Here is a 25,082-nt window from a genome sequence, read left to right on the forward strand (position 1 = left end):
ACGCAACCAATCACCGCAATGCAATCGATTGCACCATAGGGTAGGAAATCGTTTTTTTGCAAGCCGCAGTGCACGAAAACCCATGCTGCAAGGCACAACGCCCGACGCGCCGGTTGCCGCGTGAAGGTGATGGAGGGTCGGGAAGCGGCCGGAGGCGGACTGCTGGATGTGCCGATGGGGTGGGCAATACCCTCGCCTCCGACACGGTGCAGGTCGGCAGCCGATGGCGACCGTGCGATGGAGGCCGCTGTTGCCACGTGCGACGGCGCCTGCGCGGCTACCCGGGCAATGGCGCGTTGAATGGAAGAATCATCGGGACAAAGAAAAGCCCCGTAAAACGGGGCTCTCCTTGAAACGTTCCAGCAGTTGCCGGCAAGCGTTGTTCAGAACGGGATATCGTCGTCGGCGAAATCGTCCATCGGCGGGGCCGACTGCGGGGCCTGCTGCTGCGGGCGCTGCTGGCCGTAGCCGCCGCCCTGGCCGCCCTGGCGCTGACCACCGCCGCCACCGCCACCGCCGTATTCCTGGCGCGGGGCCTGCGGACGCTGTGGGCGTTCGCCACCGCCGCCACCGCCGCCGCCTTCACCACGGCCGCCCAGCATCTGCATTTCATCGGCAATGATGTCGGTGGAGTACTTCTCCACGCCATCCTGGCCGGTGTACTTGTCGTAGCGCAGGCTGCCTTCGACGTAGACCGAGCTGCCCTTGCGCAGGTACTCGCCGGCGATCTCGCCGAGCTTGCCGAAGAACACCACGCGGTGCCATTCGGTGCGCTCCTGCTGGTTGCCGTCCTTGTCCTTGCGGACGCTGGTGGTGGCCAGGCTGATGCGGGTGATCGCCATACCGCCCTGGGTGTACTTCACGTCCGGGTCGTTGCCGAGGTTGCCGACCAGGATGACTTTATTGATGCCGCGCGCCATAGGGTTGCTCTTCCGTTGTCCGAGGGCAGGCCGCAGTGATACCACAGCCCCGGCCGGGGTGCAGGTACGCAGTGCCGCCCCCGGGAAATTGGGGGGTCCAGAATGCCCCATCTTATCATTGCCGCCGCGCTCGGCTGGGTCGGAATTCCGGCCAGAAGCGACCAGAATCGGCCTCATGCCTTGTGCGGCAAGGCCGGCCGGCGGTAGCGGCCGTGCCGCCGCCGCCCCGGTCGGGGTCTGGACGCGGTGGCCACCGCCAGGCCCGGCCAGGGCCGGGCCGCGCATGGCATGATGCGTGTCGCGCCTCCCCGTCGTCCCCAGCAATGACCATCCGCGGCAAAGCCACTTCCCTGGATATCGCGCACCTGGCCGGGGTGTCGCAACCGACCGTGTCGCGCGCCCTGCGCGGCAGCCCGATGGTCAACCCGGAAACCCGCGAGCGCATCCTGCGCATCGCCCGGGAGCTGAACTACAAGGTCGACAAGAACGCCTCCAGCCTGCGCCTGCGCAATGCCGGCACGCTGGCGCTGCTGTTCTTCGAGGACCCCACCAACGACGATTCGCTGATCAACCCGTTCTTCCACGCCATGCTGGGCGCGATCACCCGCGCCTGCGCGCTGCGCGGCTACGACCTGCTGGTGTCCTTCCAGCAGCTGTCCACCGACTGGCAGGCCGACTACGAAGACAGCAACAAGGCCGACGGCATCATCCTGCTCGGCTACGGCGACTACCACGAGTCGCGCCAGCGGCTGCAGCGGCTGGTAGAACAGGGCACCCACTTCGTGCGCTGGGGCGCGGCCCTGCCCGACCAGCCCGGGGTGTCGATCGGCAGCGACAATTTCCAGGGCGGCTTCGACATCACCGCCCACCTGCTTGACCAGGGCTGCCGGCGGATCGCCTTCATCGGCCATGCCTCCAGCCACTACCCCGAGTTCGAGGAACGCTACCGCGGCCACGTAGCGGCGATGGCCGCGCGCGGGATCCGTGCCGACCCCGGCCTGCAGCACGATGCGATCACCACCGAACAGGATGGCTTCGACGCCTGCCAGGCGCTGCTGGCGCGTGGAGAGCAGATGGACGGGGTATTCGCGGCCAGCGACCTGATCGCCATCGGCGCGATGCGCGCCCTGCGCGAGCGCGGGCTGCGCGTTCCGCAGGACGTGGCCCTGGCCGGTTTCGACGACATCCCGCTGGCCGCCTCGGTTTCGCCCACGCTCACCACCGTGCAGCAGGACACCAAGCAGGCCGGCCAGCTGCTGGTGGAAAAGCTGCTGGCGCTGATCAATGGCGAAACGGTGGACAGCCAGACCATCGCGGTGAAGCAGGTGCTGCGCGAGTCGTCACGGCACCGCTGAGCCTTCGTGCGGCGGATCGGCCGTCGGGCCACGCTCAGGCCACGCACGCCTCGTGTCCGTCGGCCAGCGCCTTGCGCACCGCGGCGCTGAACTCGTCGAGCAGGAAGGGTTTGGCAATCATCGCCATGCCCGGCTCCAGGAAGGCCGAGCGCTCCTGCGCCTTTTCGGCGTAGCCGGTCATGAACAGGATCGGCAGCACCGGGCGCGACTGCCGCGCGATCTCGGCCAGCTGGCGGCCGTTGAGCCCGGGCAGGCCGACGTCGGTGATCAACAGGTCGATCACGCGCGGGGAAGCCAGCAGCGGAATGGCCGCGTCGGCATCGCCGACCACCTCGACCTGGTAGCCCAGGTCCTCCAGCACCACGGTGACCAGCATCCGCACCTGCTCGTCGTCTTCGACCACCAGGATGGACTGCCCTGCGCCCAGCGAGACCACGGCGGCCGCGGCCGGTTCGGCCGGGGCGGCCGGTGCCTGCGCCAACGGGATGTACAGCGATACGGTGGTGCCCTGGCCAGGCGCCGAATCGATGGCGATGTGTCCGCCGGACTGCTGCATGAAGCCGTACACCATCGACATGCCCAGGCCGGTGCCCTTGCCGATCGGCTTGGTGGTGAAGAACGGCTCGAACGCGCGCTCCACCACTTCCGGCGGCATGCCGGTGCCGGTATCGGAGACCGCCACCACCGCATAGTGGCCGGCCGGAATGCTGGCGTGCTCGCCCTGCCCCATATGCACCGCGCTGGTCCGCAGCACCAGCGCGCCGCCGTGCGGCATCGCATCGCGCGCATTGATCGCCAGGTTCAACAGGGCGCTTTCGAACTGGTTGGCATCCAGCGTGGCGTGCAGCGGCGTGGGCGCGATCCGGGTATCGAGCCGTACCGTTTCGCCCAGGGTGGTACGCAGCAGGTGCAGCACCGACCCGACCAGGGCATTGAGTTCGAGCGGCTTGGCATCCAGCGATTGCCGCCGGGCGAAGGCCAGCAGGCGCTGGGTCAGGCCGGCGGCGCGCTGGCTGGAGGCGGTGGCGGTGTCCAGGAAGCGGTGCAGGTCGTCGGTGCGGCCCATTTCCAGCCGCATCCGCACGATGTCCAGCGCCGACAGGATGCCGGTGAGCATGTTGTTGAAATCGTGCGCAATGCCGCCGGTCAGTTGGCCGATGGCTTCCATCTTCTGCGCCTGGCGCAGGGCCGATTCGCTGGCTTCGCGCGCGGCCATCTGCGCTTCCAGTTCGCGGGTGCGCTCGGCCACCATCACCTCCAGCTCCTGCGCATGCTGCCGGCTGTCTTCCAGGGCCAGCTTGGACACGGTGATGTCGGTAACGAAGACATGGAAGCCGTCGGCACTGCCATCGGCGAGCAGGCGCGGCGAATAGCGCACCTCCACGTCGCGGCGGCGGCCGTCGCGGTGCGGCCAGGTGGTCTCGAACACGGTTTCGTGCCCGGCCAGCGCGCGGTTCATGGCCGGCATGCGCTGCTCCCACGCGTCGGCGCCGATCACCGCACTGACATGCTGGCCGATCACCTCGCCAACCGGCCGCTCGAACCAGGCTTCGTAGGCCTTGTTGGCGAACCGGTAATGCAGGCTGCGGTCGATGAAGGCGATCAGCACCGGCATCGCGTCGGCGATCAGCCGCAACTCCGACTCGCTGCGCACCAGCGCCACGCGGCTGTCGGCCAGGGCCTGCATCTGGTCGCGCACCAGGTACTGCTTCTGGCGCGCGCGCAACGCGCCCTGCACGGCGCTGAGCAGCGAGATGCTGCCCAGCGGGCGGTCCAGTTCCACTACGTTGAGCGAACGCGGCAGCAACCCGTCGGTCGGTGAACGGCGATGGGCGCGCGGCGAGCGCAGCAGGATGAAGGGCAGATCGGACCAGGCCGGCTGCGTGCTCAGCGCCGCCAGCAGGGCCTCGGTGCCGCCGGCAACGGCCTCTTCGGTGACCAGGACGGCCCCGGCGTGCTCGTCGATGGCCGCAGCCAGTGCCGTCAGCTGCGGCGCGGTCTGGGTGCCCAGCCCGGCGCTGCGCAGCACCGTGGCAATGCTGTCGGCATCGCGCCCGAACGGCGCGACGATATGCACCACCCCTGCCCCGCCGTGATCATCGGGCATGGGCCTGGCCCAACAATGCCGCACTGTCGCCGACGAATTCGGGGGTGCCGGTGAGGATGCCCTTGAACTCCTTCAGCGGGTCGCTGAGCGACAGCCCGCGGCCGTCGATCTTGAGCTCGCGGATGGTGTCTTCGTGCGCGCCGCCGCGGTTCTTGATCACCGAGATCGCCTTGCGGATGCGCCCCTGCGCTTCGAAGAAGCGGAAAAGGATGACCGCATCGGCGATGTAGGACACGTTCAAGTTGCCGGTGGACATGCTGCCCACCAACCCATGCTGCGGGTTGACCAGGAAGGTCACCACGCCGCGCTGGTTGAGGTAGGAAAGCAGCTCATGCAGCTGCAGCATCAGCTGCTTTTCCTGCGGCATGGCGGCGACATAGCCGTTGAGGCTGTCGATCATCAGCACGCTGCAACCGCCCAGCTCGACCGCCTTCTGGATGTTCCAGGAGAACTCGCCGGGCGAGATGTCGGCCGGGTCCATCTGGATGATCTCCAGCAGGCCCGACGCCAAGTGCTGGTGCAGGTCGATGTCCAGCGCCCTGGCGCGCGCCAGCAGCGTGCCTACGCGCTCGTCGAACTCGAAGATGCAGCACTTTTCGCCGCGCTCGCAGGCCGCCCAGATGTATTGCAGGGCCACGTTGGTCTTGCCACTGCCGGCCGGGCCGGTGAGCAGGGTGCAGGTGCCGCGCAGGGGGCCGCCGCCGAGCAGGTTGTCGATCTCGGCCACGCCGCTGCCAACGGGGGTGCCACGGAACTGCTCGTGGTGCTGGTTGGCGATCAGGCGCGGAAATACCTCCAGGCCGCCGGCGCGGATCACCATGTCGTGGTAGCCGGCCACGAAGTCCACGCCGCGCAGCTTCTGCACCTGCAGCCGGCGCCGGGCCGGGCCGAAGTCCAGGGTCAGCCGTTCCAGCGACAGCACCCCGTGGCACAGGCTGTGCAGCTGGCCGTCGCGGTCTTCGCTGGTGGAGGTCAGGTCGTCGACCAGGAACACGGTGGCCGCCTTGGGCGCGAAGAACTGCTTCAACGCCAGGATCTGGCGGCGGTAGCGCAGCGAATCCTGCGCCAGCAGGCGCAGCTCGGACAGCGAGTCGAACACGATCCGCGACGGACCGATCCGGTCCACTTCGCCCAGGATCAGGTTGACCGTTTCATCCAGTTCCACCTCCCACGAATGCAGCACCGACTGCAGGCGGCCGTTGCCCAGCGCGTCCTCGGCCGAGCCCAGCTCGAACAGGTGCAGCCCGTCCAGCGACCAGCCGTGCGCGGTAGCCACCTCGCGCAGTTCCTCGGCGGTCTCCGACAGGGTGATGTAGAGGCAGCGTTCGCCCCGGCGCAGGCCTTCGAGCAGGAACTGCAGCGACAAGGTGGTCTTGCCCGAACCGGGGGGGCCTTCCAGCAGATACAACCGCCCTTGCGGGAAGCCGCCGCGGAGGATCTGATCCAGGCCCTGGATACCGGTGGTGATGCGGGAAGTTTGTGTCTGCATAGGTTCGCCATTTTCGACGCGGCGAGTCTAGCAACGGGTCTTGTGTAGGCCTTGTGTGATCTGCGTTGCTGGCTGAAAGCACATTAAGCAACGTGTGGGCCGCGTAAAACCAGCCGGCAGCGCAGCCTAGGCAAAATCCTTGAGGATCTCGCCGATACCGGCCGGCGAAAGCTCCAACCCCAGCGCGGTGCCCGGGTTGACCACCACGCCATACCCGCCGGGCACGCGCTTGAGCACCTCGAGCATCGGCATGCGCAGCGTGTGCGGGGCCTGCTGGCTGTGGAAGCCGACCCGCGCCATGTCGGTGAACACCGCCACGTGCAGCACGCCCTGCTTGTCGAACAGCAGCGGGTCGAAGCCGCTGCCGTCGGGAGTGACCAGGCTGCCGGTCAGCAGCACCACCTCGGAAGCCACGAAGGCCTTCATGAACAGCGCGATCGGCAGCTGGCCGTCCATCGCGGACTTGAGCAGGGTTTCGATCGGGGTCTGCGGGGCAAGCTCGGTCATGGGGCCATGGGTGCGACGGTTGCGGGGGCGCCATTGTAACGGGGTGCCGTGGCGATACCGGCAACGGTGGCGCAATGCGTACCCACCGACGGTGGCGCGGTGTATCCACCAACGGTGGCGAAGCGTACCCACCAACGGTGGCGCAGTGTACCCACCAACGGTGGGTACCTACCGGGCCAGGCGCCGGGTACGGGCCTGCTGGTCGGCGACGGCGCGCTGCAGCTCGGCCTGCAGCTGCGGCTGGGCCACCGGGGCATCCAGCAGGTATACCTTGACCCCGTGCGCGGGTACGGTCGCCTTGAGGCTGCCCTTCACCTGCTGGCTGCCGCCGTCCAGCGCGTCGCGCCAGCGGCCTGCCTGCAGGTAGCGGCGCACCTGGATCGTGCGCGCAGTGTCGCCCTTGTTGAGCAGCACCAGCGCGGTCTGGGTGGTATCGCCCTGCTGCAGCACACGGAAGAACACCGCTTCGTCCCCGTGCAGGCGCTCGTTGACCTGCAGGCCGCGCTGCAGCGCCGGGGTGGCCTGGCGCAGCCGGGCAATGCGCTGCAGCGGGGCGAAGATCGGGCTCTGCGGCGCTTGGTTGACGCGCTCCTGCCCGAAGTAGGCACGATTGCCGGCATGCTCGGCGCGGCTGCGCATGAAGCCGGTTTCCGAGCCGTAGTAGATCACCGGGATGCCGCGCGCGGTGAACAGCCAGTGGTGGGCGTCGATGAAGCCGTTGTCGCTGGCGTCCAGGCGGGCCATGTCGTGGTTGTCGTAGAAGCTCATCAGCTCATACGGATTGGCGTATGGCCCGTCGAGCAGGTGCAGCGGCTCGGCCAGGGTTTCAAAGCCCTTCTGCGCTTTCCCGAACACGGACGACAACGCGCCACGCAGCGGGAAATCCAGCACGCTGACGTTCGCGTTGGCCGGCCAGGTGTGCTCGGCGATCTTGCCGGCATCGTAGTCGAAGGCCTCGCCGAACATGAACATGCCCGGATGCGCGGCGCGGATGCGGCCGACGAATTCATGCCACCACGGGTGCGGCAACCAACCGATGGTGTCGATGCGCAGCGCATCCACGCCCTGCGCGGTCCACTGCAGGTAGGCGCCGACCAGGTAATCCATCACCGCCGGACTATGCGGATTGAAATCGGACAGCTCGGCCAGGTTGCCGTCGAAGATCGAGCCGTTCTTGCTGTCGACCGGGCCGATGTTGTTATAGAACGCATGCAGCGGGTTGTGCGCCGGGTCCAGCTGCTGCGGCGGCAGGTTCTGGTGGTCGGCGACGAGCGTTCCGTGCTTGTCGAAGAGCTGCCCGAACTGCGGCTGGCGCGTTGGCATGGTCCACGCCGGCGAGCCGTGGTTGCCGACGATGTCCAGTACCACCTTCAGCCTGGCCGCGTGCAGGCCGCGGGTGAGCCCGGCAAAGTCCAGGCCGGCGCTGGGCAGGTGCTCGTCGAGTTTGTAGAAGTTGATGCCCCAGTAGCCGTGGTAGCCGGTCTTGCCGCGGTCGGTCAGGGTGCTGCTGCAGCTGATCGGCTTGCTGCCGGTGAAGGCCTGGTCGGGGTTGTCCACGATCGGAGTGATCCACACCGCGCCGAAACCCAGGTTGGCGATGTAGTCGGCGTTGTCGAGCACACCCTTGAAGTCGCCGCCGAGGTAGCCGATGTTGCCGTCGACCTTGTCCGGGCACGCCACCGGGATGTCGAAGGTGCGGTGCCTGCCGCCCTGGTCGCGGTGGTCGTTGTCCGGGTCACCGTTGACGAAGCGGTCGGTGACCACGAAGTACACCGCCTCGCTGGCGAACGGTTCGCTGGTACCCACATACTCCGGGCGCGGCGCGGCGACGGCCTGGGCCGACAGCAGTGCGAACGACAGGCCCAGCGACAACCGGGAAGAACCACGCATCAGGCAAGCTCCTGTGAGGAAGGCACGTACAGCACGCACAGCCCGGCCAGCACCAGGCTGGCCCCGCCCAGGGCGAGCACGTGCATCGGATCGCCGCCCAGCCAGGTGCGCAGCATGAAGCCCAGCGCGCTGGCGGCGACCAGCTGCGGGATGACGATGAAGAAATTGAACAGGCCCATGTAGATGCCCATCTTGGCCGCCGGCACGCTGTCGGACAGCATCGCGTAGGGCAGCGACAGGATCGAGGCCCAAGCGAAGCCCACCCCGACCATCGACAGCAGCAGCCACCTGGGGTCGTCGATGAACATCAGCGAGACCAGCCCGGCGCCGCCCAGCCACAGGTTGAGCAGGTGGCTCCAGCGCAGGCCGAACCGGCGCACCATCGGCGGGATCAGCAACGCAGCCAGCGCGGCAAAGCCGTTGTAGGCGCCAAACAATACGCCCACCCAGTTGGCGCCCTCGTTGTAGGCGGCCGAGGCGGGGTCGGTGGAGCCGAAGTGGGTGCCGGCCACCGCGGCGGTGGTGTAGATCCACATCGCAAACAACGCGAACCACGAGAAGAACTGCACCCAGGCCAGCCGCCGCATGGTCTGCGGCATGCTGCGCAGGTCATCGACGATCTGCGCCAGCATATGCGTGCCCGGCACTACCCGCGCCAGGCCCAGCAGCACGCCATAGGCCGCACACAGCCCGGCCAGCACATACAGCATCTTGTCGCCGCGCTGCCAGGCGATGGCCGCGGCCAGTACCACCCCGACCAGCAGCCACAGGGCGCCCTGCGCCCACGCCGGCGGGCCGGCCACGCGCGCAGGCAGGTGCGCGGCGGGCGGCTGCGCATCGGCGAACCCGGCCAGTTCGGCCGGCGAATACTCACGCGTACGCAGCACCGTCCAGCAGATCGCGCCCAGCAGCACCACCGCACCGAAGTAGAACGCATAGCGCACGGTATCGGGCACCTGCCCTGCCCCGGCGGTGTTGGCCACGCCGAGGTGGGCCAGGATGAAGGGCAGGAAGCTGGCCACGATCGCGCCGATGCCGATGAAGAAGCTCTGCATCGCATAGCCGGCCGGCCGCTGGCGCGGCGCCAGCTGGTCGCCGACAAAGGCACGGAACGGCTCCATCGATACGTTGATCGAGGCATCCAGCACCCACAGCGTGCCGGCCGCGATCCACAGCGTCGGCGAGTTGGGCATCACCAGCAGCGCCAGGGTGGTGAGCACCGCGCCGGCCATGAAGTACGGACGGCGCCGGCCCCAGCGGGTCCAGGTGCGGTCGGACCAGTAACCGATCACCGGCTGCACCAGCAGGCCGGTCAGCGGCGCGGCGATCCACAGCCCGGGCACCGCGTCCATCGGCGCGCCCAGGGTTTCGAAGATGCGGCTGGCATTGGCGTTCTGCAGGGCGAACCCGAACTGGATGCCGAGGAAGCCGAAGCACATGTTCCAGATCTGCCGGAACGACAGCGTGGGCTTGGCCGGGCGGCTCATCGTGCATCCCCTGCGGCAGGGGCGATCGGCGCAATCAGCAGCGCGCTGACCTGGGCCTGGTTGAGCACGCCGTCGCGGCCGCCCTTGCCGCCGTTGTACTGGGCGAAGTGGGTCAGCGCGCTCATATTGAAGCCTTGTTCCAGGGTGAAGCGGCAGCGCCCCTTGGGCAGCTCGAATTCGGCGGCGGTGGAGTCCCGCGGGCCGACGCTGTGCGGCATCACCACGGTTGCGCGCTGCGCCGGCTGGCCGGGGCACTGCGCGACCAGTTGTTTCACCGCCGCGGTGACGCCGGTGTTGATCGGGCCATTGGGATTGGCATAGCGCAGGCGGATGCGCACCCGGGTGGGGGCCGCGGCCGTCCAGGACCATTGCCTCGCGCCGGCCAGGCGCTGCTGCAGGCCGACGCAGGTCGTCGGGCTGTGCAGCGATTCCAGCGGGCCGTCGCGGCGGGTGAGGCTGAGGCAGTGCTGGTGGCCGTCGTCGCTGAGGGTGAGCGGTGAGGCGGAGGTGACCGCGCGGCCGTCCAGCCACAGCACGTGGTTGGCGGGGAACGGGATCGACCACGCCCTGCCGCGTTTGACGGGGTTGGGCGCGGTGGGCGTGGCGGGGGCGTAGGCAGCTGCAGAAGCAGAGGCAACCGAGCGTGGCTCGGCACTCCCCGGCGCCGGTGCGGCCACCAGCTGCACGGTGACGGTGTTGCCCCTGCGCGTAGTCCTGCCGGCCACCAGCAGCTGCCCGTCGAGCTTGCGCGGGAGCTTGAGCACGTAGCGGGTCTTGCCGTCGTCCAGTTCGATGCTGCTGCGCTTGCCGAACAGCTGCGGCACCAGCGCCGTCGGCAGTTTCGGCGCCACGCTGCCATCGGCTTCCACGCCGAACACGCCTTCCAGCACCATCGACAGGTAACCGGCCACCGACCACAACTGGCGCGGCGAATTGACCACCGGGCCGCTCAAGGCGCCTTCGTCGACATGCACAGCCAAGCGCCGCATCTCGTAGTTCTCCATGTTGGAGCCGGCCAGCGCCGTGCCGCGCATCAGCGACTGGATCTCCAGCTGGATGCGGGCGGCGTCATCGAGCCGGCGCGCGGCGCGCAGCGAATACGCGCTGACGAACGGCCAGACTGCGCGATTGTGGTAGATCGGCTGCTGCGCCTGCTGCGGCCATACCACCGGGCTGCCGCCCTCCACCGCCGGGTAATTGGCCAGCGCGCGGCGGGCGCGGTCGGCCGGGAACACGTCGGCCAGCACGCCCAGCGAGATCGCCAGCAGGTCGTACTTGGCATACGGCACCGGGTGCGCAGCCTCGCCGATGTAGCTCATGTACAGCCCGGCGTCCTCGCGCCAGAAGCGCGCATCGATCTGGACGGCCAGCGCGTCGGCCCAGCCGGCGTAGTCCGCCACGCGGGCATCGCCGCGCTCGCGGGCCAGCCGCTCGGCCAGCCGCAGCGCCTGGTAGTGCAGCACGTTGGTGGACAGCGCGAAGGAATCGCCGATGAAGCGTACGTCCTTGGCCGTCCAGTCCGGGTAGGTCTGCTCACGCCAGTCCAGGAACGAGGTCTCGCCGCGGTACAGGCCGATGCGCGGATCGAATACCGCCGCGCGGTCCTGCGCCAGGGTGGCCTGCAGGGCCTGCCAGGTCTGTCCGGCGAACGCCGGGTCATCGAGCAGCGCGCGCGCGGCCAGGAACCACACCACCCGATCGCTGCTGATCGGCCAGCTGCCGCCCGAGCCGGTGTCCTGGGCGACGAACAGCCCCGGGGTATGCCCGCCGCGGGCGGTGGACAGCTTGAACTGCAGCGATTGGCGGGTGCGTACCGGGTCCAGCCGCGCCAGCGCCAGGTCGGCGGCGAAACTCACGTCGCGGGTCCACACATAGGGCCAGCGTTCGCCGGTCTGGAAGCAGTTGCAGGGCACCGGCCTGCCCTGGTTGAAGGCCGGGTCGCGGATGGCGTCCACGCGGTCGGCGTCCAGCTCCTGCTGGGCCAGCGCGAACAGCGAGTCGAACATCATGCTGCCGGTCTGGCTGCGCATTGGCGCGGCGGCCACGTGCACCTCGCCCTGCGGCGTATGCAGGACGAAGCCGCCGTCGGCAGCCGGTTCGGCGCGCGCGGTGCGGCCGTCGAAGGTCAGGTCCGCCGCAGTCGCGGTCGAACCCAGCGCCAGCCCGAAGGCGGCGGTCAGGCAGATCATCTTCAGCATCGAAGCGGACGACCGGCTTGCGCCCGTCGGCCTCCCTCCCTCGTTGCACGCGTTGTGGTTACCCAGCCCCGCACCGGCCAACGGCCGGTACCTGCCGGCGGATGACTGCAGCGGTGCGGCGCTGCGCTCGCGGCCCCCTCCCAGGGTGCCTTGGCTCCATGGTAGACGGCAGGCCGCAGCGCGCGTCCCTCTGCATACGTATTCATCGCCATGCGGCCGGAGCCCCGGATCTGCGTGGCTATAGTCCAGCCATGTCCGGGCCGCCTTGGGAGGGGAAATGCCGACGACGCCGCAATATCTTCATGCGTGCAGCATGCGCCGTCGCCTGCCCTGGCTGGCGCTGTCGCTGCTGCTCGCCGCCGGCGCCTGGGCCGAACCGCTCACCGTGGCCAGCGTGGAATCGCCCGGCAGGGTGCTGCGGGTGTCGCTGCAGCTGGATGGGGGCAACCCCAGCTACCGGGTCGAACGCCTGGGTGACACCGTGGTGGCCGAATCCAGGCTGGGCTTCCAGCTGCGCGACGGGCGCCTGGACCGCGACCTGGCCGTGCTCGGGCAGACCGCGCGCAGCGTCGATGAAACCTGGGAACAACCGTGGGGCGAACGCCGCTTCGTGCGCAACCACTACAACGAGGTGGTGGTGCAGCTGGGCGAACGCAGCGGCGCCGGGCGCCGCATCGACGTGGTGCTGCGCGTGTTCGACGATGGCCTGGGCCTGCGCTACCACTTCCCGCAGCAGCCGGGCATGGACGAGGCGATCATCGACGAGGAACTGACCGAATTTGCGATCGCGCCCGCCGCCACCGCGTGGTGGATTCCGGCCGGGGAAGCGATCCACTACGAATACCTGTACCGGCGCACGCCGCTGGACCAGGTACCGCTGGTGCACACCCCGATCACCCTGCGCAGCGGCGACGGGCTGCACGTGGCCATCCATGAAGCGGCGCTGGTCGACTACGCCGGCATGTGGCTGCGCCGCACCGACGGACAGCGCCTGCGCGCGCAGTTGTCGCCGGCCGCCGAAGGCTGGAAGGTGCGTCGCAGCCTGCCTTTCGATACGCCCTGGCGCACCGTGCAGATCAGCGACCGCGCCGGCGGGCTGGTCGAATCGGACCTGATCCTCAACCTCAACGAACCCAATGCGCTGGGCGATGTGGGCTGGGTCAAACCGTCCAAGTACCTGGGCATGTGGTGGTCGATGCACCTGGACCGGGAAAGCTGGGCCACCGGGCCCAGGCATGCGGCCACCACCGCCAAGACCAGGAAGGTGATCGATTTTGCCGCCGCGCACGGCTTCCGCGGGGTACTGGTGGAGGGCTGGAACCCCGGCTGGGACGGCAACTGGGTGGGCAACGGTTACGACTTCGATTTCACCCGGCCCACCGCCGATTTCGACATCCAGGCGCTGTCGGCCTACGGCGCGAAGAAGGGCGTGCACCTGATCGGCCACCACGAAACCGGTTGCGCGGTCGAACACTACGAAGACCAGCTCGACGCCGCGCTGGACCTGTATGCGAGCCTGGGCGTGGATGCGTTCAAGAGCGGCTACGTCTGCGACGACGGCCAGGTGGACCGGCGCAATCCGGCCGGCGGCGCGCTGTGGCGCGAGTGGCACGACGGCCAGTTCATGGCCCGCCATCACCTGAAGGTGGTACAGGAAGCGGCCAGGCGGCACATCGCGGTGAATCCACACGAGCCGATCAAGGACACCGGGCTGCGCCGCACCTACCCGAACTGGATCTCGCGTGAAGGCGCGCGCGGCATGGAATACAACGCCTGGGGCCAGCCGCCGAACCCGCCCGAGCACGAGGTCAACCTGGTGTTCACCCGGCTGCTTGCCGGGCCGATGGACTACACCCCCGGCATCCTCAGCCTCAAGGGCCGTGGCGGCCAACCCATTCCCAGCACGCTGGCCCGCCAGCTGGCGCTGTACGTGGCCATCTACAGCCCGATCCAGATGGCCGCCGACCTGCCCGAACACTACCTGCAGCACCGCCAGGCGTTCCGCTTCATCGAGGATGTGGCGGTGGACTGGGACGACTCGCGCGTGCTCAACGGCGAAGTGGGCGACTACGCGACCCTGGTGCGCAAGGACCGCCACAGCCGCGACTGGTTCCTGGGCAGCATCACCGACGAGCACGGCCGCGTGCTGCCGGTATCGCTGGGCTTCCTGGAACCGGGCGTGCGCTACCGCGCCGAGATCTACCGCGATGGCGACGGCGCCGATTTCCGCAGCAACCCGTTCGCGTTCGTGCGTGAAACCCGCGAGGTCACCAGCGCCGATGCGCTCACCCTGGTGCTGGCACCCGGCGGCGGCCAGGCGATCCGTTTCGTTCCGCTGTAATTGCCCCGGCGCAATGCAACACACCGACCGTTAGCGCGTCTGGGGGAGAGCCCCCTGAGTCAGGGGGCGGTGCCGAAGGCACGGAGGTATGGGTGTTGGTGAGACAGGGGTCCGCGGTTCGCGAAGCGAATCGTGGAGCGGCAGCGCGAATGCGCCGACGCACCTGTAACCGCTTACAGCCGCTGAAACCCCATTGAATACGTATGCAGGATCGGCCGCACGGCGAATGCGCTGCCTACCATAGCCACGCAGTCAACGGCCACCGCGCCGTGATGCTCCCGGATCTCCGGGCAACCAAAAATCGATTGGCAACATTGCCTGGGAGGGGAAAATGTTGAACCGCAAGCGCAGCGCGCTGAGTCTGGCGCTGGCCGTCGCCCTGACGCCATTGATGGCGTCGGCGCAGACCGCCGAACCGAACACCACCACGCCAGCCGGCACCGCGGCCACCAACCTGGACACCGTGCAGGTCACCGGCATCCGCCGCGGCATCGAGAACGCCATTGCGATCAAGCAGGACGCCACCTCGGTGGTCGAAGCGATCTCGGCCGAGGACATCGGCAAGCTGCCCGATGTGAGCATCGCCGAATCGCTGGGCCGCCTGCCCGGCCTGGCCGCCCAGCGCGTGGCCGGGCGTGCCCAGGTGATCAGCGTGCGCGGCCTGTCGCCGGATTTCGCCACCACCCTGCTCAACGGGCGTGAAGTGGTCAGCACCGGCGACAACCGCAGCGTCGAGTTCGACCAGTACCCCTCGGAACTGGTCAACGGCGTGACCGTGTACAAGACTCCCGACGCTGCCCTGGTCGGCCAGGGCCTGTCGGGCACCATCGACATGCAGACGGTGCGCCCGCTGAGCTTTGCCGAGCGCGTGATCGCCATCAGCGGCCGCTACCAGAAGAGTTCGCTGGGCAAGGCCGCCAACGTCGACCCGTACGGCAACCGTTTCAGCGCCAGCTACATCGACCAGTTCTTCGACAGCACCCTGGGCATCGCGATCGGCTACGCGCACAGCGACATGCCGATCCAGGAAAACCAGGTGGGCTTGTACGAGCCGTGGACCACCGAGCACACCGACAACGGCGACCGCCCCGGGCTGGCCCCGGGCACGGTGTTCTCCGATGGCATCAAGGCGCTGCGCCGCACCGGCAACAACAAGCGCGACGCGGTGATGGCCACCGTGCAGTTCCGCCCGTCCAACGTGTGGACCAGCACCCTGGATGCGTTCCATACCGAAGCCGAGCAGATCGACACGGCCAACCAGTTCGAGCTCAACCTGAGCAACTACAACGGCAACTACACCCCGGGCCTGCTGATCAGCAACCCGCAGCTGAACGCCGACGGCAGCTTCGCCGGCGGCGTGGCCAGCGGCGTGTACCCGCTGGTGCGCGGCATGTACAACACGCGCAAGGACAAGATCGACGCGTTCGGCTGGAACAACGAGTTCAACTTCGAGCGGGTCAAGGTTGTGGCCGACGTGAACTACTCCAAGGCCACCCGCGATGAGCTGAACCTGGAAAACAACCTGCAGCTGACCCCGATGCCGCAGCTGGATACGGTCGGCGTGGTGGTCAAGCCGAACGGCTTCTCGCAGATCCGCCCGGGCCTGGACTATTCCAACCCCGACGCGCTGTTCCTGACCAACACCATCTACGGCTCCGGCTACGGCAAGGTCCCGCAGGTGGAAGACCGCCTGAAGGGCGCCCGCCTGCAGGCCACGTTCGCCCTGCCCGAGGCGATGCGGTGGTTCGCCGACGTGGATGTGGGCGTGAACTACGCCGACCGCCGCAAGCAGAAGACCCAGCCTGAAGGCAGCATCCTGCTCGGCGCGCAGGGCGATGCCAACATCGCCGGCGACCTGCAGTACCGTCCGGTCAATCTCGGCTTTGCCGGGCTGGGCCACATCCCGGCCTGGAACGTGCCGGCCGCGGTGGACCGCTACATGGTGTTCGCACCGACCGACGAGCTGTCCTACCTGGTGTCCAAGGCATGGACCGTACAGGAGAAGATCACCACCGCCTGGCTGCGCGCGAACATCAACACCGACATCGGCGAAGTGGGCGTGCGCGGCAATATCGGCGTGCAGATGCAGCACACCGACCAGAGTTCGCAGTCCAATTACTGGGATGGCTCGCAACCGGCCGGCAGCAATGTGCGTCCGTTCAGCGGTGGCAGGACCTACAACGACTGGCTGCCCAGCATGAACCTGGTGTTCATGTTCCCGCACCAGCAGACGCTGCGTTTCGCCGCGGCCAAGCAGGTGGCGCGCCCGAGGGTGGACCAGATGCGCTCGGCACTGGAGTTCGGCGTGGACACGGCCACCGGCAAGCCGGGCGCCAGCGGCGGCAACCCGCTGCTGGATCCATGGCGTGCCACGGCGCTGGACCTGTCCTATGAGAAGTACTTCGGCGAGAAGGCCTATGTGGCCGTCGCGCTGTTCTACAAGCAGCTGAAGACCTACATCTACACCCAGTCCCAGGACAACTACGACTTCTCGCAGTTCGTCGCCGACTATGTGCCGCCGGTAGGTTCGCCGCCGGCAGTGACCACTGGCACGTTCACCGCTCCTGAAAACGGCAAGGGTGGTTCGCTGCGCGGCCTGGAGCTCACCGCGTCGTTCCCGCTGGACATGTTTACGCCGGCATTGCGCGGTTTCGGCGTACAGGCCAGCGCCACGTTCAACGACAGCGATGTCAGCATCCGCGATCCTGAAAGCGCCTCTTCGGTCGGTGATGGGCCGATCAGCCTGCCGGGCCTGTCCAAGCGCGTATACAACTTCACCGCGTACTACGAGCGCAGCGGTTTCGAGGCCCGGGTGAGCCAGCGCCGGCGGTCGGACTTCATCGGCGAGATCGGCAACTTCAACGGCAACCGTACGCTGCGCTATGTGGTGGGCGAGAACGTTACCGATGCGCAGATCAGCTACAGCTTCGCCGACAGCAGCAGCCTGCACGGATTGACCCTGCTGCTGCAGGGAAGCAACCTGACCAATGAGCCGTACCGCACCTACGCCGGCAGCAAGGACCGCCCGCTGGAGTACATGGAATGGGGCCGCACCTACATGCTGGGCGTGAACTACAAGTTCTGATCCAGCCACGGTGGAAACCACGGAAACCCGCTGCGCGAGCAGCGGGTTTTTGCTTGCCCGGCATGCATGATCGACGAATTCCGGGTATCGCCAAGCGCGAAAAGGTTTTTCGCCAATTTTCGGGTAAGCGGCGAACTACAGACTCAGATCAAAGGCAATGACCGACATGCGCTGATTGGGCTGGCGCGGGTGGGTTGGCGGGACACGCCGTGAACCCATCCGTGGGGGCTTGGCGAAAACTTGCTCGCATGCGCTTTCCTGCGCATGCGGCAAGGCCGGGGTTGGGCGTCCTGCCCAACCCGTCCGGCGCATGCGCCGGACCCATGTTTTCGACAGTCCCGCCAACCCACCCACGCCACCCCTCCACACATGGCTGGCATGCATGGGAAAGCGTAGGTCCGAGCCACGCTCGGACAGCGTGATGCCGAGACGATGCGTGTCCGACCACGGGTCGGACCTACCTGCAATAGGTTGCCAGGAATTGGAGCAGCTGGACTGACCGCTGGTTGGACGCTGTTGCCGTTGCTGGTGATCCTGACCTTGATCTACCTCCCCCTTGGAGCGAGCCGAGCATCGCAGTGGCGGCAAGGGCGAAGAGGTGCGGGTGTCTGAGCGCAGCGAGTTCCGCACCGTCCCTTGCCGACGCGAGAAGCGCAGGGCACCGGCGGGCGTAGCCCGACGGCGAGCGGACGGGGGCGTGTTCTTTGGTTACTTTCTTGCACGAGCAAGAAAGTGACTCGCGCCCCGGAGGGGCACGAAACGCTTTTGAATTTGTCCGCGAAGCGGAAACAGCAACCGCGCCCGGACAACGGTGGCATGTTCACCCAATGCCCCAGCACTTGACGGGTTGTAGCCCCGCACACCGGCGAAGAGCCAAAAAAAGGGCGAGGCCATCGGCCCCGCCCTCTCAATACCACCGGAAATCGTTTCAGCCCTGGCGCGCGCAGTACATCGACTGCGCCGACAACACCAGCTCGGCACCCTCGGCATGGCCCACGTCCGGGCCCGGCACGTGCAGCGCCTGCCAACTGCCTTCGGGCAAGACCACGCGTACCTCCTCGGCGGACAGGTTGAACGCCAGCAGCAGCGTCTCCCCCGCATGCCGGCGCTGGAACATCAGCACCGGCTCGGCCGTGGCCAGGAACGCGATGTCACCCACCAGCAGCGTCGGCATGGTCCGCCGCCAGCCCATGAACCGACGGAATGCGTTCAACACCGAGTGCGGATCGTGTTCCTGCACCGCCACCGCAGCGGCAGCGTGCTCGGCAGGAATCGGCAGCCACGGCTGGCCGGTGGTGAACCCGGCCAGCGGCGCGTCGGTCCACGGCATCGGCGTGCGGCAGCCGTCGCGGCCCTTGAAGTTCGGCCAGAAGGTAATCCCGTACGGATCCTGCAGCGCCTCGAACGGCACCTCGGCCTCGCCCAGCCCCAGCTCTTCGCCCTGGTACAGGCAGATCGAACCACGCAGCGAGCACAGCAGCGCCACCAGCAGACGCGCCAGCCGCGGTTGCGCCGGATGCCCGCCCCAACGCGTCACCGCGCGCTCCACATCGTGGTTGGAGATCGCCCAGCACGGCCAGCCGTCGGTCATGGTCGCTTCCAGCCGCGACACCGTGTCGCGGATGTACCCGGCGCTGAAATCCTTCACCAGCAGCTCGAAGCTGTAGCCCATGTGCAGCCGGCCCGGCGCGGTGTACTCGGCCGTGGTCGCCAGCGAATCCTCGGCCGAGATCTCGCCCAGGCTGACCGTTCCCGGATACTCGTCCAGCAGCCCGCGCAGGCGCTCGATGAAGCCGATGTTCTCCGGCTGGGTATTGTTGTAGTAGTGGTACTGGTAGGCGTAGGGGTTGTCCGCGCTGAAACCGCGGCCCACCCGCTGGTCCAGCGGCTTGGCCGGGTTGTCGCGCAACTGCGCATCGTGGAAACAGAAGTTGATCGAATCCAGGCGGAAACCATCCACCCCTCGGTCCAGCCAGAAACGCACATAGTCGAGCGTGGCCTCCTGCACCGCTGGATTGTGGAAATCCAGGTCCGGCTGGTCGGCCAGGAAATTGTGCAGGAAATACTGCTCGCGGCGCGGCTCCCACTGCCAGGCCACGCCACCGAAGATCGACATCCAGTTGTTGGGCGGCGTGCCGTCCTCGCGCGGATCGGCCCACACGTACCAGTCGGCCTTGGGGTTGGTGCGGTCCTGGCGGCTTTCGCGGAACCAGGCGTGGTCGATCGAGGTATGGCTGAACACCTGGTCGATCATCACCTTCAGGCCCAGCGCATGCGCCCTGGCCAGCAGGCGGTCGAAATCGGCCAGGCTGCCGAACAGCGGATCGACATCGCGGTGGTCGGCGATGTCGTAGCCGAAATCGGCCATCGGCGAGGTGAAGAACGGCGAGATCCAGATCGCGTCCACGCCCAGCGCAGCCACGTAGTCCAGGCGGTCGATGATGCCGGGCAGGTCGCCCACCCCGTCGCCATTGGCGTCGAGGAAGCTGCGCGGGTAGATCTGGTAGATGACGGCACCACGCCACCATGGAGTCTGCGACATTCAGGGCCCCCTCCGGGCTTGCACGGCGCCTGCAAGGGCGCCACAACGTACCCGGCAAGCTTAGCGGGGCGCCTGCGCGGATGGCGCCGGGTGCATACGTATTCACCGCAGGCACCCGTGCCGGCGGGGCTGCGGCGGCCGGTGGCGGCATCCGGGCCGTGGCCCGATCCGCCCGCCGGCCCGGCCCCGGGCCGGTAAGGCCAGCGCCGCCGTATCACCCGGCGGGCGGAAGACGACGGCACCGCCTATAATTCCCGCCAAGCCTGAAAGTCAGACCGCATGACCATCACCGAAGACACCCGCCCCGCGCTGGGCCTGCCCCAGATCCAGACGCTAGCCGCGCCGGACATGGCCGCCGTCGATGCGCTGATCCGCCGCCGTCTGTCCTCCGATGTCGTGCTGATCAACCAGATAGCCGATCACATCATCTCCGCCGGCGGCAAACGCTTGCGGCCGATGCTGGTCATGCTGGCCGGCCACGCAGTCGGCCAGGCCGGCCCGGAACACCACCAGCTGGCGGCGATCATCGAGTTCATCCATACCTCGACCCTGCTGCACGACGATGTGGTCGACGAATCCAGCCTGCGGCGCGGCCGCAGCACCGCCAATGCGTTGTGGGGCAACGCCCCCAGCGTGCTGGTCGGCGATTTCCTGTACTCGCGCAGTTTCCAGCTGATGGTCGAACTGGACCGCATGCCGGTGATGCGGATCCTGGCCGATACCACCAACCGCATCGCCGAGGGCGAAGTGCTGCAGCTGCTGCACGTGCACAACCCCGACACCGACGAGGCGGCCTACCTGCGCGTGATCGAACGCAAGACCGCGGTGCTGTTCGCCGCCGGCACCCGCCTGGGCGCGCTGGCCAGCGGCGTGGACGAAGCTGCCCAGCAGGCCCTGTACGACTACGGCATGGCGCTGGGCTACGCCTTCCAGATCGCCGACGACGTGCTGGACTACTCGGCCAACGCCGAAGAGCTGGGCAAGAACCTGGGCGACGACCTGGCCGAAGGCAAGGCCACCCTGCCGCTGATCCACGCGATGGCGCACACCGATGCCACCACCCGCGAGCGCCTGCGGCAGATCGTGCGCAACGGCGACGCCGAGGCGATGCCGGAAGTACTGGCCGCCATCCACGCCACCGGCGGGCTGGAATACAGCCGCGCCCGCGCGGTGGAATACGCCGATGCGGCCGAGCGCGCGCTTGACGGCCTGGCCGACAACGATGCGGTGGCCGCCCTGCGCGGGCTGGCCCGCTACGCGGTACAGCGCTCGCATTGACGGCGGGGCGTGTCGACCAACGGTCGGCACCTACCGCAATGCTGGTCGGCACCTACCCGTATTCCGGTAGTGCCGGCCGCTGGCCGGCTCTGCACGGTGCCGGCATTGCCGGTAGGTACCGACCGCTGGTCGGTACCGTCGCCACCGGCTCAGCGCTTCTCGAACCGTTCCTCGAAGAACTCGTCCAGCGCCTTCCACGCGCGCCTGGCCGCGCGTTCGTTGTACAGGCAGCCCGGCGGGCTGTTGGCGTCGCTTTCTGCAAAGCAGTGCACCGCGCCGCTGTAGTTGGTGAACTCCCAATCGACCTTGGCCGCGTTCATTTCCTGCTCGAAGCCTGCGATGTCATCCTTGCTCACGCCCTTGTCGTCGGCGCCATTGAGCACCAGCACCGAGGGATGCGTGCCACCGGCCTTGGCCGGCAACGGCGAGCCCAGCCCGCCATGCAGGCTGACCACGCCGGCCAGCGGCGCACCGGCACGGGCCAGCTCCAGCACGGTGGTGCCACCGAAGCAGAACCCGACCGCACCGATCCGGCTGGCATCCAGCGGCGCCTTGCCTGCCTGGGCCTTGAGCACCTCCACCGCCTTCAGCGCGCGTGCCCGCAGCACCGGGCGCTGGTTGCGCAGCGCGGTGGCCACCGGGCCGGCCTCGGCATCGGTCTTGGGGCGCACGCCCTTGCCGTACACGTCGGCCACCAGCACCACGTAGTCGTCGCCAGCCAGCTGTTTGGCCTTGGCGATCGCCGAGTCGTTGACGCCCTTCCAGTTGGGCACCATCACCAGCCCAGGGCGCTTGTCGTTGTCGCCATCGTCATAGACCAGCACCCCGCTGAAGGTGGTGCCGTCCAGGGTCCACTCCACCGGCTGGGTCTTCATCGCCGCCATTGCCGGCAGCGCCGCCATGCCCAGCAACACGGCCGCACCCCACTGCCATCGCTTGTTCATGCACCTGCTCCTGCCCGAAAGAAGCCCGAGTGTATGCCCGCCGGCGTAGAGCCGGGCTCTGCCCGGCTGCCGTGGCCATTGCCGCTTTCGGCGACGCGCAGGCATGACCGCAGCCGGGCAGAGCCCGGCTCTACGGGCCAGAGCGACAACCATGGTCGCCGCGTCAGGCGATCCCGATTCCCGGGATCGCGGTGATCGCGTCCGGGTCGAACCCGGCCAGTTCGGCGAAATGGCGGCCGCGGGCCACGTAGTCGCGGTACACCCCATAGCTGGGCGCCCCGGGCGACAACAGCACCACCCCGCCCTGCCCGCCCAATGCGGCGCGGGCCAGTTGCATCGCCTGGCCCAGGTCGGCCGCCGCGTGCAGGCCGAACCGGCCGGCGTCGGCCAGCGGCTGCAGCAGCGCATGGATGCGCGGGCCATTGGCGCCCATCGTGACGATTTCCACCGGCGGCACATCGTGGGCCATATGCTGCACGAAATCGTGCCAGTCCAGGCCACGGTCATGGCCGCCGACCAGCAGCGCGATGCGCTGCCCGGCAAAACACTCCAGCGCGGCCAGGCTGGCGTGCGGGGTGGTGCTGATCGAATCGTTGACGAAGGTCAGCCCGTCGCGCGTGCCGATCGCCTGCAGGCGGTTGGGCAACGGGCGGAATTCCTGCACGGCCGGGGCCAGCGCCACCGCGTCCAGGCCCAGCGCCTCGATCGCGGCCAGCACCGCGCACAGGTTGCCGCGGTTGTGCCGGCCCGGCAGCGGCGTATGCGCGGTATCGAACACTGGCTGCCCGCCGCGATGCACCACCTCGCCACGCATATGCCAGCCCTGCGGCTGGTTGAACCAGATCACCTCGCTGCGCGGCAGCACCAGCCCGGCCAAGTGCGGATCGGCGGCATTGAGCACGGCGATGCGCGGCGCGGCGTCGGTGACCAGGCGCAGCTTGTCCTCGATGTAGCGTGTTTCGCTGCCGTGCCAGTCCAGGTGCTCGGGGAACAGGTTGAGCACGATCGCCACCTGCGGGTGGGCGCCGCTGCGCGCCACCTCGCCGGTCTGGTAGCTGGACAGTTCCACCGCCCAGTACCGCGGCGCCGGCTGCGGGTCCAGCACTTCCAGCAGCGGCAGGCCGATGTTGCCGATCAGCCCGGTGCGCGCGCCCGAGGCACGCAGCAGGTGGGCCAGCAGGGCGGTGGTGGTGCTTTTGCCCTTGGTGCCGGTCACGCACACCGTGTCGCGCACCGTACCGTCGGCATCGGCATGCTCGGCGAACCACAGCGCGCTGCCGCCGATGAACTGCGTGCCCGCCGCCGATGCGTGCAGCGCCGCCTCGCCATAGGGGCTGATGCCCGGCGACTTGATGACCACCTCGAAGCCGGCCAGCGTCTCGCCGGAGACATCGGTCCGCACGGTCAACGCACCGTCGGTTTCCTCAGCGGCCGCGGCCGCTTCAGCCTCCGGACAGAACAGGGTCAGCGCCAGCGACGGCAGCCGCTGCTGCAGCACGCGGTACGCCGCACGCCCTTCGCGCCCCCATCCCCACAGCGCAACCCGCCTGCCCTCAAGCTGCGAAATTCGCACGCAGGCGCTCCCAGATCGCCGCCGGGATGCGGTGCTCGCCTTCCAGCGCCAGCAACGGCGCGATGGTCAGTTCAGCCGCATCCAGCTGCGGCTGGATCTGCTCGGCGAAGCGCTTCACCAGCGCATCCTCGCTCCACTCCGGGCGGGCGGCCAGGGTGGCCATCGCCGCGCGCGATTCGCGGCCTTCGCCGACGCATTCGAACGGTTTGTGGTCCTGGAACTCCAGCAGCGCGTCAAAGCCGGCGGCCTGGTCGGCATCGTCGAGCAGGTTGCGGCCGAAGATGCCTACCAGGCGCGGCTTGGGCATGAACGGGGCCAGCGCCAGGAACACGAAGTGGCATTTCGGGCACACCCCGCACCAGCGGTTGACCGGGCGTTCGCCGAGGATGTGAAAGTTGCGGTTGCAGCTGGAGAAATGCGCGTCGTAGAAGTCGCTGCGGGCGAACTGGCGCGCCACCGCCAGCTCCGACAGCGGGCGCAGCAGCGAGTAGTAGTGCAGGTCGGCGGCGACATGCCGCTGCAGGTGCTCGCCGAAGGCCTGTTCGAACGCCCAGCCCTTGGACCACTGGTGGTTGACCTCGCCGGTGCCGGGAATCTGACTGCCATAGCTGGCCGAGCGCTCGTTGGAGAACACCACCTGGTCCACGCCCTGCAGCAGCGCGGCCAGCACCATGATCGCCGAGTTGATCGCGGTGACCGGAATATGCCCGTTCCAGGCGCCCTGGCGGTTCAACTCGAACAGTTCCGGGGCCAGGCTGCGGCCGATGTTGAGGATAGGCAGGCCGGTACGTTCGGCGCAGGCGCGGATCAGCTGCGAACCGCCGATCCAGGTCACCGTTTCGGCGATGCCCAGCCCGCGCAGGGCCTCGATGCTGACCAGCGAGTCCTTGCCGCCGCCAATGGCCACCAGCGCGTGTTCGCGCAGGCCCAGCGCCGGCGCGGCGAACGCCGGCGCGTCGGCCGGCAGGCGGAACCGCCCGCGCAGGTTCAGGCCGTTGCGGTAGGCGAACTCGCCCAGCCCGTTGAGGTACACCGTTTCCACCAGCGCGGCGGTGGCCGCATCGATGCTGTAGCCGTCGATGCGCACCTGGCCGGGCACGCCGGCCTTGTAATAGCTCACCCCGGCAATCAGGTGCAGCAGGCGCAACGCCCGCTGTACCGCCTCGGCGCGGGCACCGTCCAGCGCGAACGGGGCGCCGGGAATGGTTACCGTCTCGGTCATTTCCGGGCCGTCGTCGAAGGCGTAGACCAGCTGCGCCACGCCGGTATCGGCGGCGAAATCGCAGCGCACGAAGCGGAAAACGGCAACCTGGTGTTTATCGAAAGCAGTCATGGTGTATCCGGTTTACAGGGCGGCCGTGCGTTT

General features: G+C 68.2%; 15 protein-coding genes. 4 read left to right on the forward strand and 11 right to left on the reverse strand.

Annotation, left to right across the window (positions count from 1 at the left end):
• Window positions 1–383: 383 nt before the first annotated feature.
• A complete protein-coding gene (locus IC535_RS11420) occupies window positions 384–920 on the reverse strand; it encodes a single-stranded DNA-binding protein (RefSeq protein ID WP_228886244.1) in 537 nt (178 codons plus the stop codon).
• Between the two features lie 323 nt (window positions 921–1,243).
• On the opposite strand from IC535_RS11420, the gene IC535_RS11425 reads away from it, so the two are divergent.
• Window positions 1,244–2,275 (forward strand): LacI family DNA-binding transcriptional regulator, encoded by a 1,032-nt coding sequence (locus IC535_RS11425; RefSeq protein WP_228886243.1) that lies wholly within the window; start codon window positions 1,244–1,246, stop codon window positions 2,273–2,275.
• 34 nt (window positions 2,276–2,309) lie between these two features.
• Here IC535_RS11425 and IC535_RS11430 read toward each other — a convergent pair whose 3' ends face one another.
• From IC535_RS11430 to IC535_RS11455, 6 genes are all read right to left on the reverse strand, one after another.
• On the reverse strand, window positions 2,310–4,382 hold the full coding sequence (locus IC535_RS11430; RefSeq protein ID WP_228886242.1) for a hybrid sensor histidine kinase/response regulator: 2,073 nt from the start codon (window positions 4,380–4,382) through the stop codon (window positions 2,310–2,312).
• The gene (locus tag IC535_RS11435; protein ID WP_228886241.1) at window positions 4,372–5,871 is read right to left on the reverse strand and encodes an ATPase domain-containing protein; all 1,500 of its coding nucleotides are present in this window, start codon (window positions 5,869–5,871) and stop codon (window positions 4,372–4,374) included. Before IC535_RS11435 ends, IC535_RS11430 begins: the two co-directional genes overlap by 11 nt.
• A 126-nt stretch (window positions 5,872–5,997) precedes the next feature.
• Window positions 5,998–6,378 (reverse strand): SseB family protein, encoded by a 381-nt coding sequence (locus IC535_RS11440; protein ID WP_228886240.1) that lies wholly within the window; start codon window positions 6,376–6,378, stop codon window positions 5,998–6,000.
• Window positions 6,379–6,546: 168 nt separating this feature from the next.
• Complete coding sequence (locus IC535_RS11445; RefSeq protein WP_228886239.1) at window positions 6,547–8,268, reverse strand: alpha-amylase family glycosyl hydrolase; 1,722 nt, start codon at window positions 8,266–8,268, stop codon at window positions 6,547–6,549.
• Complete coding sequence (locus IC535_RS11450; RefSeq protein WP_228886238.1) at window positions 8,268–9,755, reverse strand: MFS transporter; 1,488 nt, start codon at window positions 9,753–9,755, stop codon at window positions 8,268–8,270. Before IC535_RS11450 ends, IC535_RS11445 begins: the two co-directional genes overlap by 1 nt.
• A complete protein-coding gene (locus IC535_RS11455; protein WP_228886237.1) occupies window positions 9,752–11,953 on the reverse strand; it encodes a Six-hairpin glycosidase-like protein in 2,202 nt (733 codons plus the stop codon). The genes IC535_RS11450 and IC535_RS11455 overlap by 4 nt, the downstream gene beginning before the upstream one ends.
• Before the next feature lie 313 nt (window positions 11,954–12,266).
• Between IC535_RS11455 and IC535_RS11460 the strand changes: the two genes are divergently transcribed.
• Window positions 12,267–14,294 (forward strand): glycoside hydrolase family 97 protein, encoded by a 2,028-nt coding sequence (locus IC535_RS11460; RefSeq protein WP_228886236.1) that lies wholly within the window; start codon window positions 12,267–12,269, stop codon window positions 14,292–14,294.
• A gap of 331 nt (window positions 14,295–14,625) precedes the next feature.
• Complete coding sequence (locus IC535_RS11465; RefSeq protein WP_228886235.1) at window positions 14,626–17,379, forward strand: TonB-dependent receptor; 2,754 nt, start codon at window positions 14,626–14,628, stop codon at window positions 17,377–17,379.
• A 928-nt stretch (window positions 17,380–18,307) separates the two neighbouring features.
• Here the strand turns inward: IC535_RS11465 and IC535_RS11470 are convergent.
• Complete coding sequence (locus tag IC535_RS11470; protein WP_228886234.1) at window positions 18,308–19,921, reverse strand: alpha-glucosidase; 1,614 nt, start codon at window positions 19,919–19,921, stop codon at window positions 18,308–18,310.
• 279 nt (window positions 19,922–20,200) lie between these two features.
• Here IC535_RS11470 and IC535_RS11475 point away from each other — a divergent pair, with 279 nt between their 5' ends.
• Window positions 20,201–21,199 carry a polyprenyl synthetase family protein gene (locus IC535_RS11475; RefSeq protein ID WP_228886233.1) on the forward strand — a complete coding sequence of 333 codons (999 nt, stop codon included), beginning with the start codon at window positions 20,201–20,203 and terminating at the stop codon, window positions 21,197–21,199.
• 149 nt (window positions 21,200–21,348) lie between these two features.
• On the opposite strand, the gene IC535_RS11480 is transcribed toward IC535_RS11475, so the two are convergent.
• The 3 genes from IC535_RS11480 to murL form a co-directional block, all read right to left on the reverse strand.
• On the reverse strand, window positions 21,349–22,143 hold the full coding sequence (locus IC535_RS11480) for a dienelactone hydrolase family protein (protein WP_228886232.1): 795 nt from the start codon (window positions 22,141–22,143) through the stop codon (window positions 21,349–21,351).
• 163 nt (window positions 22,144–22,306) lie between these two features.
• Window positions 22,307–23,716 carry a UDP-N-acetylmuramoyl-L-alanine--D-glutamate ligase gene (gene murD, locus IC535_RS11485; protein ID WP_228886231.1) on the reverse strand — a complete coding sequence of 470 codons (1,410 nt, stop codon included), beginning with the start codon at window positions 23,714–23,716 and terminating at the stop codon, window positions 22,307–22,309.
• The gene (gene murL / locus IC535_RS11490) at window positions 23,697–25,049 is read right to left on the reverse strand and encodes a UDP-N-acetyl-alpha-D-muramoyl-L-alanyl-L-glutamate epimerase (RefSeq protein ID WP_228886230.1); all 1,353 of its coding nucleotides are present in this window, start codon (window positions 25,047–25,049) and stop codon (window positions 23,697–23,699) included. The genes murD and murL overlap by 20 nt, the downstream gene beginning before the upstream one ends.
• Window positions 25,050–25,082 lie beyond the last annotated feature (33 nt).

The sequence above is a fragment of the Stenotrophomonas rhizophila genome, assembly GCF_020857975.1.
Lineage (GTDB): Bacteria > Pseudomonadota > Gammaproteobacteria > Xanthomonadales > Xanthomonadaceae > Stenotrophomonas > Stenotrophomonas rhizophila_C.